This window comes from Nitratireductor sp. L15S-10 (genome assembly GCF_045011005.1).
GTDB lineage: Bacteria > Pseudomonadota > Alphaproteobacteria > Rhizobiales > Rhizobiaceae > Nitratireductor.
Genome location: NZ_CP120674.1, coordinates 324,170 through 336,542, shown reverse-complemented (window position 1 = coordinate 336,542; position 12,373 = coordinate 324,170). Strand labels below are relative to the sequence as shown.

Genomic DNA, 12,373 nt, shown 5'->3' with positions numbered 1-12,373 from the left:
TTCGGAGTTGTTCAGCGCTTCTTGGAAACGCCCTTCGACCTGTCTCGTTCTTCGCCTTTATGCGACCGTCAGGTGTTTCTGCCAGACAGCGGGATACCCCGCGGTTTTATTGCTGAAGAAGCCGGCACAACTCATCCAACTGCTCGAGCGAGCGATAGGCAATCCGCATCTCGCCTCCACGCTCCTTGTGGTTGATCACCACTTTGAGTCCGGTGCGATCGCTCAAAAGTTTCTGGAGCGCCAGCGTATCCGCGTCCTTGTCTTTCTTGGGTGCCCGTGGCGCCTTTTCCTCACCGTGCGGCGCGGCGGCCAGCGCTTCCGCCTGGCGAACGGAAAGCCCGTCCTCGACAATACGCTGAGCAAGAGCGACAGGATCTTCGGCCGTCACCAGTGTGCGCGCATGACCTGCCGACAGTGACCCGTCGACAATAAGATCACCAATCGCATCCGGAAGCTTCAGGAGACGCAACGTGTTGGCGACGTGACTGCGGCTCTTGCCGATGACCTGCCCCAGATCGGCCTGCGTGTAATTGTGCTCATCGATAAGCTGCTGATAACCCCGCGCCTCTTCCAACGGGTTGAGGTCCGCGCGCTGAACATTCTCGATGATGGCCAGCTCCAGCGCCGCCTTGTCGTCCACTTCCCGCACAATCACCGGGATTTCCGTCAAACCGGCGCGTTGCGCAGCGCGCCAGCGGCGTTCGCCGGCGATGATCTCGAAGCGGCCTGGCGCATCTCCGGAGCGCACGACGACCGGCTGCACGATACCGTGTTCGCGGATTGACTGTGCCAGGTCGCTCAAATCGCTCTCGGCAAATTGCCGGCGCGGGTTGCGCGGATTGGGAGAAATGAATTCGATCGGAACAGAGCGGTCGGCCCGAACCGCCTCTTTCTGCTCGGCTTCCGGCTTGTCCATCTCGCCGATCAACGCGGCCAGACCGCGCCCCAGGCGCTTGCGTGAAGGATCTTCGTTCATGTCACAACACCATCAACCACAAAACTCAGTTTTCCTGCGAGCGCCTGCGCTTCCAGCTCATGCTGCGCGCAGCCGACGCTCCCGGCGAATCACTTCGGACGCAAGCTGCAGATAAGCCTGGCTGCCCGAGCACTTCAGATCGTAAAGAATCGCCGGCTTGCCATAGGATGGCGCTTCGGAAACTCGCACGTTGCGCGGGATTATCGTGTCATAAACCGTATCGCCCATATGCGCGCGCACATCCTCGACCACCTGGTTGGCAAGATTGTTGCGTCGGTCAAACATGGTAAGGACAATGCCCTGAATACCAAGATGCGGATTGATCGATCCACGCACCTGCTCGACAGTCTCCAGCAATTGACTCAATCCCTCCAGCGCAAAGAACTCACACTGCAGCGGCACCAGGATTGAATCCGCCGCAGCCATGGCGTTCAACGTGAGAAGGTTCAGCGACGGCGGGCAGTCAACCAGAACATAAGAATAGGGGATGCCGTCGGCACTGAGGGCGTTGCGCAACTTCAGGACACGATCTGGAGCGCTGGATATTTCCATTTCGATGCCAAGAAGATCGAGAGTAGACGCAACAATCGAGAGACCCGGAACCGCGGTTTCCATGGCGGCTTCAAGAATGCCCGCATTGCCTGTCAGGACGTCGTAAGATGACACCAGCCGTTTTTGACGGTCGATACCCAGACCCGTACTGGCGTTACCCTGCGGATCAAGATCAACCACAAGAACATTCTCGCCGATGGCAGCCAGCGCCGTAGCGAGATTGATGGCCGTTGTCGTCTTGCCGACCCCGCCCTTCTGGTTTGCGACTGTGATGATTCGCGTGCCGCTGTTCATCGCTGCTGCTACCCCGATCTGATCCTACTGAAAGGTCCTGCGGCAAAGCCGGCTATCGCCGAACCGGGTTACTCACCTCAAGAATGATGGCTGCCGCATCAACCTTATCCTCATGTTCTACCAGATCGAATCGCCACGTGTTACCGCTTTCTTCGACTTCCCGCCGGTAATCCCGGCCTTTGTGAAAGAGCGCTCTTGCTCCACTTCTTAGCCAGGGTTCCGTCAGCGCGATAAGCAGCGGCAACGATGCAAGCGCCCTTGCTGTGATGATCTGCGGTGTCGGGATAAGCTCATGGCAATCCTCGATCCTCTTTGCATGAACGCGGGGGGAAACGCCCACCTCATTGAGAGCAGAGATCAGAAACGCGGCCTTTTTTCGGTTGCTTTCAACAAGATGAACCTCCGCGCCGGGTTTCTCGGCCAGCAGAATGGCCATCACTGCCCCCGGGAAACCGCCGCCCGAACCCACATCCAGCCACCGCAGTGCTTCAGGTGCGAGACGAAGCAGCTGCGCACTATCCAGGATATGCCGTTCCCAAAGATCATTCAGGGTTGACGGAGCAGCCAGATTGATCCGCCTTGACCAACGCCGGAAAACGTCTTCAAACGCAACCAGCCTATCATATGTTTCACGTGAAACCGGCCCGGAAACCTCCAGCAGCCGCGAAAATCGCGCTGTTTCCATCAGGCAGCGCCCCGCCTGCTCTCAAGCTGTCGCAAGCTGGCAATTATCAGCGCCAGCGCTGCCGGGGTCATGCCATCGATCCTTTGAGCATCGGCAATGCTTCTTGGCCGCCGCTCCCTGAGCTTCTGTTTGAGTTCGTTGGATAGTCCTGCAATTGAATCAAACATCAGCTCCGGCGGAATCAAGCGTGCCTCCTCACGACGTAACATGGCTGCGTCGGCGCCCTGCCGTTCCAGATAGACCGCATACCGCGCTTCCGTTTCAATACGTTCCGCGAGATCCGTTGAAATGCATGACAACTCAGGCCATATACAACTAAGCCGGCTTATATTCATGTCGGGGTAGGATAGAAGCTCGTAAGCCGAGCGACGAACGCCGTCTTTGTTGAGATTGATGCTGTGGCGCTCAGCTTCGTTGGGACTTATATCTCGGCTTTTGAGAAGTTCACGCGTCGTGGACAAAGCGCCCTCCAGCGCCTCGAATCTCTTCGTCCGCTCCCCGGAAGCAATACCGAGCCGAATTGCTAGTGGCGTCAGGCGGGTATCTGCATTATCAGCCCGCAGAGAAAGGCGGAATTCCGCCCGCGATGTGAACATGCGATAGGGTTCGCTCACCCCGCGGGTTACCAGATCGTCAATCAGAACCCCAATATAGGCATCGGCGCGCCCAAGCGTGATCATCTCCGCATCTGATGCAGAGAGGGCGGCGTTGAGGCCTGCTAGGATCCCCTGCGCCGCAGCCTCCTCATACCCCGTCGTGCCGTTAATCTGTCCCGCCAGGAAAAGACCGCGCACACGACGCGTCTCGAGCGTGGGTTCAAGATCTCGCGGATCCACATGGTCATATTCGATCGCGTAGCCTGGTTGCAGCATAACCGCACGCTCCAGCCCCGGGATCGTTTTCAAAAGAGCGAGCTGTGCATCCTCCGGCAGCGAAGTGGAGATACCGTTGGGATACACGGTATGGTCGTCGAGTCCCTCCGGCTCCAGGAATATCTGATGCCCCTCCCGGTCTCCAAATTTAACAATCTTGTCTTCTATTGAGGGGCAATAGCGGGGCCCGATGCCATCAATCGCACCGGAGTACATCGCAGAACGATGCAGATGCGCGCGGATCACCGAATGTGTCTCGCCTGTTGTGCGCGTAATGCCGCATTCGATCTGCCGATTGGTGATCTGATCCGTAAGCAGGGAAAACGGCGTCGGATCATCGTCCGCCGGTTGCATATCCAGCGAGGCCCAATCGATCGTCCGCCCATCAAGCCGCGGTGGTGTACCGGTTTTCAGGCGGCCCAAACGAAAGCCCGCCGCTTCCATGGAAATCGAGAGACGTTCTGCCGCCTGTTCATTCATCCGCCCCGCAGGAAAAGTCTTGTCCCCGATGTGAATGAGACCACGCAGGAAAGTTCCTGTCGTGAGAACCACGGACCCACAGGTCAGTTGGCGCTCTCCGGACACTATCAGCCCGCTAATCCGGCCAGCGCTGATCTGCAACTCCAGCGCTTCCCCTTCGATCACTTCGAGATTGGGAGTTGCCCTGATCGCTTTCTGAACAGCATTTCGATAAAGCTTCCGGTCCGCCTGCGTGCGCGGACCGCGCACAGCGGGACCCTTACGGCGATTGAGCAGTCGAAACTGAATTCCCGCTTCATCAGCCGCACGCCCCATAACACCGTCGAGCGCGTCCACCTCCCGCACGAGATGACCTTTGCCAAGCCCGCCAATAGCGGGGTTGCAGGAAATCGCGCCGATTGTCTCGAAGCGAAGTGTTACGAGGGCGGTTCTGGCGCCCGAGCGCGCTGCGGCAGACGCCGCTTCGGTTCCGGCGTGTCCGCCTCCAATAACAATTACATCATAACTGCTGTTCGTCATTGTCCGGTTCCAACGGCGGTGCGGGGCATCGTGAAGACCGGGCGAAGCCCGGAATTTCGCGGGAATGAGGAGGGCCAGACATGTCCTTTTCTGCAAAAGCAGTCAAGTCATTTGCGAAGCGTATCCGTTTCACGTGAAACATTGTTGCGTAAAGCCAAAGCACGCCAGTCGATGTTTCACGTGAGTCACGCTGTGGCCCGCTTGCGCGTGTTTCACGTGAGTCATTGATCGGGATTCGGTTCCAAGTGTTTCACGTGAGTCACTTGCCTATGCAGAACTGCGAGAAAATTGTGTCGAGAAGATCTTCCACGTCAATTGTGCCTGTAATGCGCCCAAGGGCATCAGCTGCTAGTCTCAGTTCCTCAGCGCGGATCTCAAGTGGCAGGTTGTATTGCGTGGCGGCCCGCTCAACATGCTCGGCTGCTTCCAGGATCAGTTGAACGTGTCGCTCCCGAAAAGGAAGCGTCTCGGTAGCGCCGGTTGTGGCTGTCTCTGCAATCGAGCGCAGTTTGTTCAGAAGACTGTCAATCCCCTCCCCGGTACGGGCAGAGATCAGCAGGTCGTAGAGCGTACTTTTGGGAACACCGCCAGCAAGATCAACCTTATTACCGATTCTCAGATACGGTACGTCATGAGGAATATCTATGCTGACAGGGTTGCTGCAATCTTCAAGAAGAAGAAGAAGATCGGCCTGGCGCGCGCGGTCGATGGCACGGTCTATTCCCAATGCTTCAACACGGCCTGGGTTCTCTCGGATTCCGGCGGTGTCGGTGAGGATCACCCTGATGCCATCGACATCCAGAATCGCTTCAAGGACGTCGCGGGTGGTGCCTGGTTCCTCCGTCACGATGGCGATATCACGGCGCGCAAGGGTGTTCAGGAGGCTCGATTTTCCCGCGTTTGGCGCGCCGAGGATCACCACCCGAAACCCTTCCCTGATGATTTCGGCAGTACGATAGCCGGCCGCATGATGTTTAAGTGAATCCCGCAGGCGCTCCACTCCCTGCCACACCCGATCGCCAACCGAGCCCGGCACATCTTCCTCATCCGCGAAGTCGAGCTCCGCCTCGATCATTGCGCGCGTCTGAATAAGGATTTTGCGCCATTCGTCGTAGAGCCTCTTATGGCGGTCCTCAGAATTCGACAGCGCGAAACGCCGCTGTGTTTCTGTTTCTGCGGCAATCAGATCTGAGAGCGCTTCCGCCTCCGTGAGATTGAACTTCCCGTTCAGAAATGCGCGCCGCGTGAATTCACCCGCTTCCGCCAGTCGAAAGTATTTTCGCCGGGAAAGCGTCTCCAGCACAGCCCTGACAACTGCACGCCCGCCGTGAAGATGCAGTTCGCCGCAATCCTCGCCGGTAAAGCTCTCCGGACCGGGAAAGAAAAGAACAAGAGACTTGTCCAGAACCACGCCGTCCTGATCTCTCAGTGCTTTCAGCGTCGCGCGACGCGGCTGAGGCAATTCACCTGCCAGCGATACAAGCGCATCAGCAGTATCTGGCCCCGACAATCGCACGACGGCCACGCCCGATGGCAGCGCGCCGCTGGAGAGTGCGAATATGGTTTCTCTCATGTTGTTTGCTCTCGCGTGGAAAGCGCCCTACCGTGGCGCCAAAGTCGGGGTTAGATATTTTCCATAACCGTCGGATGTGCAAGGAGCCGCCATGTCGCTGCCCGCAAAAAACCTTCTGGCTGAAGAGACAAGTCCGTATCTCCTTCAGCACAAGGATAATCCTGTTCACTGGAGGCCCTGGACAGCAGATGCCCTGGAGGAGGCAAGGGAAGCCGGCAAGCCCATCCTGCTTTCGGTTGGCTACGCGGCCTGTCACTGGTGCCATGTGATGGCGCATGAGTCGTTTGAGGATCCTCGGATCGCGGAGGTGATGAACCGTTATTTCGTCAATATCAAGGTCGATCGGGAAGAGCGGCCGGAGATTGACCAGATATACATGGCTTCGCTTTCCGCGATGGGAGAGCAAGGCGGCTGGCCGTTGACGATGTTTCTCGATTCCGAAGCCAAACCCTTCTGGGGAGGTACATACTTTCCTCCGGAACAACGATACGGTCGACCCGGTTTTCCGCAAATCCTCGAAGCTGTACATGAAGCCTGGCAGAACAAGCGAAGCGAGCTTTCTAAGAGCGCCGGCGCACTCAGCGCACACGTCAAAGCGCAGCTTGCATCCGATCGGGGAAATCCAGTTTCGCCGCGCGCTACGCTTGAGTCCCTCTCCACCAGGATCTATTCGATGATCGACAAGGATCTCGGCGGGTTGCGCGGAGCGCCCAAGTTTCCCAATGCCCCGTTCATGCGCACGCTTTGGCTGAGCGGTACCGCTGATCATAGATCCGCCGTCACCGAAAGTCTCGCTGCGATGCTCGCTGGCGGGATCTATGACCATGTCGGCGGTGGGCTTGCACGCTACTCGACTGATGACAGATGGCTTGTCCCTCACTTCGAGAAAATGCTGTACGACAATGCCCAGCTCCTGCGTTTGTTGTGCTGGGTTTACAGCGACACAGCAGATAAGTTGTTCCGTATCCGAATCGAAGAGACTGTCAGCTGGATACTGCGTGATATGCGGGTGGAGGGTGGCGCCTTCGCCTCCAGTCTTGATGCCGATACGGGTGGCGTTGAAGGAACAACCTATCTTTGGACGAAGGGACAGATCGCGGACGTACTGGGCAATCAGGCAGGCTCCTTCTTCGAGACCTTCTCTCTGGCCAGACCTGAGCATTGGGAGGGGGATCCGATCCTTCACCGCCGCGGCCACCCTCAATATCTCGGCGAACCGCGGGAAACGCACTTGCGGTCCATGCTGGATGAGCTCCTCTCAGCCAGACAGAGGCGTGATCAGCCCGACCGCGACGACAAGGTGCTTGTCGACTGGAACGGCCTCGCGATCGGTGCACTTGCAGAGGCGGCACGCCTGCTCGAGCGCCCAGACTGGTTGAACGCAGCACGACAGGCTTTTCGTTTCGTATGCGAATCGATGAAAGACGGACGTCTACCGCACAGCTTCCGCGATGGAAGAGGGGTTTTCCCAGGCCTCTCAAGTGATTACGCCTGCATGATTTCCGCCGCAGCGTCGCTTTTTCAATCAACCGCAGAGCAGGCCTATCTGGATCAGGCCAGGGATTGGGCTGACAACCTCCGTGCCTGGTACCTGGACGACAGCGGAACAGGCTACTATCTCACGGCAAGCGATGCGGCGGATCTGCCCATGCGGATACGCGGAGATGTCGATGAAGCCGTGCCATCCGCCACGAGCCAGATTATTGAGGCCCTTCTGGCGCTCTCCATGCTTTCCCACGAGACGCTGAACACGCATGTTTCAGACGTGGCGGAGGCCGCTCTGGGCCGGACAGTGGGGCAAGCCTATGGCCAGGCGGGCATTGTCTACGTCGCGGCACTGGTTGAGATGTCCAAAAAGCTTCTTATGGTCGAACCCGACCGTCATCGCTTTTTCGTTCCGGTAGCGAATCGAAATCTGGATCCATCGCGATTCGATATTGTGATCACCGATGGCCGCCCTCAAAACCTGCCGGACGGAATGAGCATCAATGCTGATAAGAGAGCGGCCTATCTCTGCATCGGGCAAATCTGTCTGCCACCATTTCAATCGTCTGAGGAGCTGGAGGCCGCCCTGCGCCGAGCCAACCAGCCGAAAACTTCTTGGTGAACAAATGATAAAGGCGGCACATAAGCGCCGCCTTCAGTTTCGTCAGAAGCGTTGAAAAACCGCAAACCGATCAGGTGTTCATGGAATCGAAGAATTCCGAGTTCGTCTTGGTCTGCTTCAGTTTGTCATTGAGGAACTCAATGGCGTCGGTCGTGCCCATCGGTGCGAGAATACGGCGCAGAACGAAGATCTTCTGCAGATCTTGACGGGCAATGAGCAGGTCTTCCTTGCGCGTGCCGGACTTGAGAATGTCGATCGCCGGGAAGATGCGTTTATCGGCAACCTTGCGGTCGAGCACGATTTCCGAGTTGCCCGTTCCCTTGAATTCCTCGAAGATCACTTCATCCATACGGCTGCCCGTATCGATAAGCGCGGTTGCGATAATCGTCAGCGATCCACCTTCTTCGATGTTGCGCGCGGCACCAAAGAAGCGCTTGGGACGCTGCAGGGCATTGGCGTCAACACCGCCTGTCAGAACCTTGCCGGAAGACGGCACGACCGTGTTGTAAGCTCGGCCCAGACGCGTGATCGAATCGAGCAGAATGACCACGTCGCGGCCGTGCTCCACAAGACGTTTAGCCTTCTCGATGACCATCTCGGCGACCTGCACGTGGCGAGAAGCCGGCTCGTCGAATGTCGAGGAAATCACCTCACCATTCACCGAGCGCTGCATATCCGTCACTTCTTCCGGACGTTCGTCAATCAAAAGCACGATCAGAAAGCATTCCGGGTGATTGGATGTGATGGAATGCGCGATGTTCTGAAGAAGAACTGTCTTACCCGTACGCGGCGGCGCGACGATCAGGCCGCGCTGGCCTTTTCCGAGCGGTGCCACCAGGTCGATGACACGCGCTGACAGGTCTTTCTTCGTTGGGTCTTCGATTTCCATGTTCAGCCGCTCGTCGGGATAGAGCGGCGTCAGGTTATCGAAATGGATCTTGTGACGGATCTTCTCCGGATCCTCGAAATTGATCGTGTTAACCTTGAGAAGGGCGAAATAACGCTCACCTTCCTTGGGGCTACGGATCGGCCCTTCCACCGTATCACCGGTTTTCAGTGAGAAGCGGCGGATCTGCGAGGGAGAGATATAAATATCGTCAGGGCCAGGCAGATAGTTTGCTGTCGCCGAGCGGAGGAAACCGAAACCGTCCTGCAACACTTCGACAACACCCTCACCGATGATCTCGATATCCTGGGTGGAGAGCTTCTTTAAGATCGCGAACATCAGCTCCTGCTTGCGCATGATGCTGGCGTTCTCGACCTCAAGCGATTCTGCGAACGCGATGAGATCGGTGGGCGATTTGCTTTTCAGCTCTTGAAGTTTCATTTCCTGCATGTGCGGACTCTGGAAGGGCAAAGGGAAGATGGAGATTGGGTAGGCGTATTTGAGGCCTGCCGGCTTCACTCAAAAAGGAAGATATGGGTGAAACCGGACAAAGAGGAAGGAACCGACTCTTACCGCTGTCGCAACCAAAGGGCAAGACAGCTTTGGCGATCCCTTTAAAAGGCAGTCCCGAAACCCGTATCAGAAGGGTTTGACGATAACAAGGATAACGATGACGATCATCAGAAGCGTCGGCACTTCGTTCATTATACGCCAATGACGCGCCGGCTTGCTGTTCTGATCTGCCGCAAAGCGCCGGACAGCGGCCGAGAAGTAGCCATGGACGCCCGACATGGCGACCACCAGTGCGATCTTTCCATGCAGCCATCCGCCGGAAAATCCAAAGCCGCTCCAGGCAAGCCACAGTCCGAACACCCAGGTGACCATCATTGCCGGGTTTATGATCAACCGTAAGAGACGTCTTTCCATAACCTTGAAGGTCTCGGACTTCTCCGAGCCCGGCTCCGCATCCGCGTGATAGACGAAGAGACGCGGCAGGTAGAGCATGCCCGCCATCCAGGCGATCACCGCGATCACATGAATGGCTTTGGCCCAGAGGTAGAATCCGGACGGGTTGTAGATAAACAGAAGCGCCGTGAGACCACCGAAGATCGCCAGTGCCGCAAAGGCCCTGCCTGCGGCTTTTCTGCCGCCCGTGTCGCTTTCAGCCATCACTCGGTCTCCCGAACGCGTTTCAGCATCGCTTCCACATGCTCAACCGGAGTTTTCGGCGTGATGCCATGTCCCAGGTTAAAAATGAACGGGCCATGCCGCAGCGCATCCACAATAGCGTCCACGCCCTCATGGAGAGCCTTCCCGCCGGCAATCAGCCTCAGGGGGTCCAGATTGCCCTGAACCGCGCCCTCGGCCTGCAGGCGGCGCGCTGTGCCCAGCGGAACCGTCCAGTCGAGACCAAGCGCCGTCACGCCCGTTTCCCGGCGATAGCCCGCATAAAGCGCACCTGCGCCCTTCGGAAAGCCGATGATCGGTGTATCGGGGTGCTTCTCCCGCACCTTTGCCACCATCCGCGCGACTGGTCTGACGCACCATTGCTCAAAGGAAAGTTCGTCAAGAACACCCGCCCAGGAATCGAAGATCTGCACGGCGTCCGCGCCAGCATCAATCTGCCGGATGAGATAATCGGCGGAGCAGTCCGCAATGCAGTCGATCAACGCGGAGAAGGCTTCAGGCTGTTCCAGAGCAAACATACGCGCCGGAGCCTGGTCTGGCGTGCCGTGTCCGGCAATCATGTAAGTCGCCACTGTCCATGGCGCCCCGCAAAAACCAAGCAGTGTCGTCTCTTCGGGAAGTTCCTTCCTGAGCCGCCGCACCGTTTCGTAGACCGGCGCCAGATGATCGTGAAAACCCGATGCTTCAAGTTTTCCGATGCCGTCCACATCGATCGGCGTCAGGATGGGTCCTCTGCCCTCTTCAAAGCGCAGATCGCGTCCGAGGGCGTGAGGCACAACAAGAATATCGGAGAAGAGGATGGACGCATCAAAGCCGAAACGGCGGATTGGCTGCAATGTCACTTCCACCGCCAGGTCGGGATTGTAGCAGAGATCGAGAAAGCTACCCGCCTGCTTACGGATTTCCCGGTATTCTGGCAGATACCGTCCTGCCTGGCGCATCATCCAGACGGGAGGCGGAAACACCGTTTCGCCTCTAAGGACATCAAGGATTTTCCGGTGCCCCATCAGGCTGCTCCACAGTCAGGATTCAAAAGATAATTACTGATTTGATGATTCTTTTGATTCTTAGACTCTGTTTGTAATGTGGATTCAAATCTGTCCACGGTTTTGCGCATCATCATCCCGGTCTTATTGCCGCGCCCCAAGGAAACGCACATCTTCAGAAGATCGGGGATAATGCGGATTCAACGCGCAGATTCAATAGGATGACAGGACTTCATTTATTCTGCCCCAGTGGACAATGAAGGAAGCTTCGGGAATTGTCGATTGTTCTCCACATGGGACGATCGCAATTCACATAGGGCTGATCTGTGGAAGAACAGGTGGAGTTATCAAAGGGTGCGGCCTCGCCATTCTTTCGGGCCCGCGTTATCAACAGGCATCCACATGGCGGGGCAAAAATCCGTGCAACAGCCACAGCGCTTCTTCCATCTTCACATGATTTCTGATGCGACCGGTGAGACCCTGCTCGCTGCCGGACGCGCCGCGGCCGCTCAATACAAGGACGCGCGGGCGATCGAGCACATCTATCCGCTGATTCGAAACGAGAAACAGCTTGCCCGTGTACTTGATGAGGTGGAACGTGAACCCGGCATCGTGCTCTATACGGTGGTGGACCAGAAACTCGCCCGCCAGGTCGACGAGAGCTGTGCTGCCCTGGGCCTGCCCTGCGTGTCGGTGCTCGAACCTGTTTTGATGGTCTTCCAGTCTTATCTCGGAACGCCGGCAGGAAGGCGTATGGGTGCTCAGCACGTGCTCGATGCCCAGTATTTTCACCGCATAGAAGCGCTGAATTTCACGATGGACCATGATGATGGACAGCTCCCGCTCGATGTGGAGGAAGCCGATGTCATACTCGTGGGCATTTCCCGCACTTCAAAAACGCCGACCAGCATCTACCTGGCCAACAGGGGTGTTAAGACCGCGAACGTACCCATCGTTCTGGACATGAAGCTTCCGGAGCAGCTTTCCAGTGCGCAAAGGCCCTTGATCGTGGGACTGGTCGCCTCGGCGGAACGCATTTCGCAAATCCGCCAGAACCGGATTTTGGGGTCGGTGGATGAAAACGCCTTCAACCCCTATACCGATCGCCTGACCATTTCCCGAGAGATCGCCTATGCCCGCCAGCTCTGCGCGCGCCATGGCTGGCCGGTAATTGACGTAACCCGCCGCTCGATCGAGGAAACCGCCGCAGCAATTCTCGCATTGTATGCGAAGTCGAAGGAGAACAGAGGGTGAC

Annotated in this window: 10 protein-coding genes; 2 read left to right on the top strand and 8 right to left on the bottom strand. The window is 57.3% G+C overall.

Features of this window, described 5'->3' with window-relative positions; all coding sequences use genetic code 11:
- Positions 1-106: 106 nt before the first annotated feature.
- The 5 genes from P2W41_RS01625 to mnmE form a co-directional block, all read right to left on the bottom strand.
- A complete protein-coding gene (locus P2W41_RS01625) occupies positions 107-976 on the bottom strand; it encodes a ParB/RepB/Spo0J family partition protein (RefSeq protein WP_292898245.1) in 870 nt (289 codons plus the stop codon).
- A gap of 57 nt (positions 977-1,033) precedes the next feature.
- On the bottom strand, positions 1,034-1,822 hold the full coding sequence (locus P2W41_RS01620) for a ParA family protein (protein WP_292898246.1): 789 nt from the start codon (positions 1,820-1,822) through the stop codon (positions 1,034-1,036).
- Positions 1,823-1,874: 52 nt separating this feature from the next.
- Positions 1,875-2,507, bottom strand: a complete 633-nt coding sequence (gene rsmG / locus P2W41_RS01615) for a 16S rRNA (guanine(527)-N(7))-methyltransferase RsmG (RefSeq protein WP_404934121.1) — start codon at positions 2,505-2,507, stop codon at positions 1,875-1,877.
- Entirely contained in the window at positions 2,507-4,378 is a 1,872-nt protein-coding gene (gene mnmG, locus P2W41_RS01610; protein ID WP_404934120.1) for a tRNA uridine-5-carboxymethylaminomethyl(34) synthesis enzyme MnmG, read from the bottom strand. The genes rsmG and mnmG overlap by 1 nt, the downstream gene beginning before the upstream one ends.
- 259 nt (positions 4,379-4,637) lie before the next feature.
- Positions 4,638-5,951 (bottom strand): tRNA uridine-5-carboxymethylaminomethyl(34) synthesis GTPase MnmE, encoded by a 1,314-nt coding sequence (gene mnmE, locus P2W41_RS01605; RefSeq protein ID WP_404934119.1) that lies wholly within the window; start codon positions 5,949-5,951, stop codon positions 4,638-4,640.
- Positions 5,952-6,042: 91 nt separating this feature from the next.
- On the opposite strand from mnmE, the gene P2W41_RS01600 reads away from it, so the two are divergent.
- Positions 6,043-8,058 carry a thioredoxin domain-containing protein gene (locus tag P2W41_RS01600; protein WP_404934118.1) on the top strand — a complete coding sequence of 672 codons (2,016 nt, stop codon included), beginning with the start codon at positions 6,043-6,045 and terminating at the stop codon, positions 8,056-8,058.
- Positions 8,059-8,128: 70 nt separating this feature from the next.
- On the opposite strand, the gene rho is transcribed toward P2W41_RS01600, so the two are convergent.
- The 3 genes from rho to hemE form a co-directional block, all read right to left on the bottom strand.
- Positions 8,129-9,394 carry a transcription termination factor Rho gene (gene rho, locus P2W41_RS01595; RefSeq protein WP_113153616.1) on the bottom strand — a complete coding sequence of 422 codons (1,266 nt, stop codon included), beginning with the start codon at positions 9,392-9,394 and terminating at the stop codon, positions 8,129-8,131.
- Between the two features lie 189 nt (positions 9,395-9,583).
- The gene (hemJ, locus tag P2W41_RS01590; RefSeq protein ID WP_404934117.1) at positions 9,584-10,114 is read right to left on the bottom strand and encodes a protoporphyrinogen oxidase HemJ; all 531 of its coding nucleotides are present in this window, start codon (positions 10,112-10,114) and stop codon (positions 9,584-9,586) included.
- A complete protein-coding gene (hemE, locus tag P2W41_RS01585) occupies positions 10,114-11,139 on the bottom strand; it encodes a uroporphyrinogen decarboxylase (RefSeq protein WP_404934116.1) in 1,026 nt (341 codons plus the stop codon). Before hemE ends, hemJ begins: the two co-directional genes overlap by 1 nt.
- 399 nt (positions 11,140-11,538) lie before the next feature.
- Here hemE and P2W41_RS01580 point away from each other — a divergent pair, with 399 nt between their 5' ends.
- Positions 11,539-12,372 carry a pyruvate, water dikinase regulatory protein gene (locus tag P2W41_RS01580; protein ID WP_292898253.1) on the top strand — a complete coding sequence of 278 codons (834 nt, stop codon included), beginning with the start codon at positions 11,539-11,541 and terminating at the stop codon, positions 12,370-12,372.
- Position 12,373 lies beyond the last annotated feature (1 nt).

Coding starts and splice junctions, on each gene's coding strand:
- P2W41_RS01625 (WP_292898245.1), bottom strand. CDS start 976: ATGAACGAAGATCCTTCACGCAAGCGCCTGGGGCGCGGTCTGGCCGCG.
- P2W41_RS01620 (WP_292898246.1), bottom strand. CDS start 1,822: ATGAACAGCGGCACGCGAATCATCACAGTCGCAAACCAGAAGGGCGGG.
- rsmG (WP_404934121.1), bottom strand. CDS start 2,507: ATGGAAACAGCGCGATTTTCGCGGCTGCTGGAGGTTTCCGGGCCGGTT.
- mnmG (WP_404934120.1), bottom strand. CDS start 4,378: ATGACGAACAGCAGTTATGATGTAATTGTTATTGGAGGCGGACACGCC.
- mnmE (WP_404934119.1), bottom strand. CDS start 5,951: ATGAGAGAAACCATATTCGCACTCTCCAGCGGCGCGCTGCCATCGGGC.
- P2W41_RS01600 (WP_404934118.1), top strand. CDS start 6,043: ATGTCGCTGCCCGCAAAAAACCTTCTGGCTGAAGAGACAAGTCCGTAT.
- rho (WP_113153616.1), bottom strand. CDS start 9,394: ATGCAGGAAATGAAACTTCAAGAGCTGAAAAGCAAATCGCCCACCGAT.
- hemJ (WP_404934117.1), bottom strand. CDS start 10,114: ATGGCTGAAAGCGACACGGGCGGCAGAAAAGCCGCAGGCAGGGCCTTT.
- hemE (WP_404934116.1), bottom strand. CDS start 11,139: ATGGGGCACCGGAAAATCCTTGATGTCCTTAGAGGCGAAACGGTGTTT.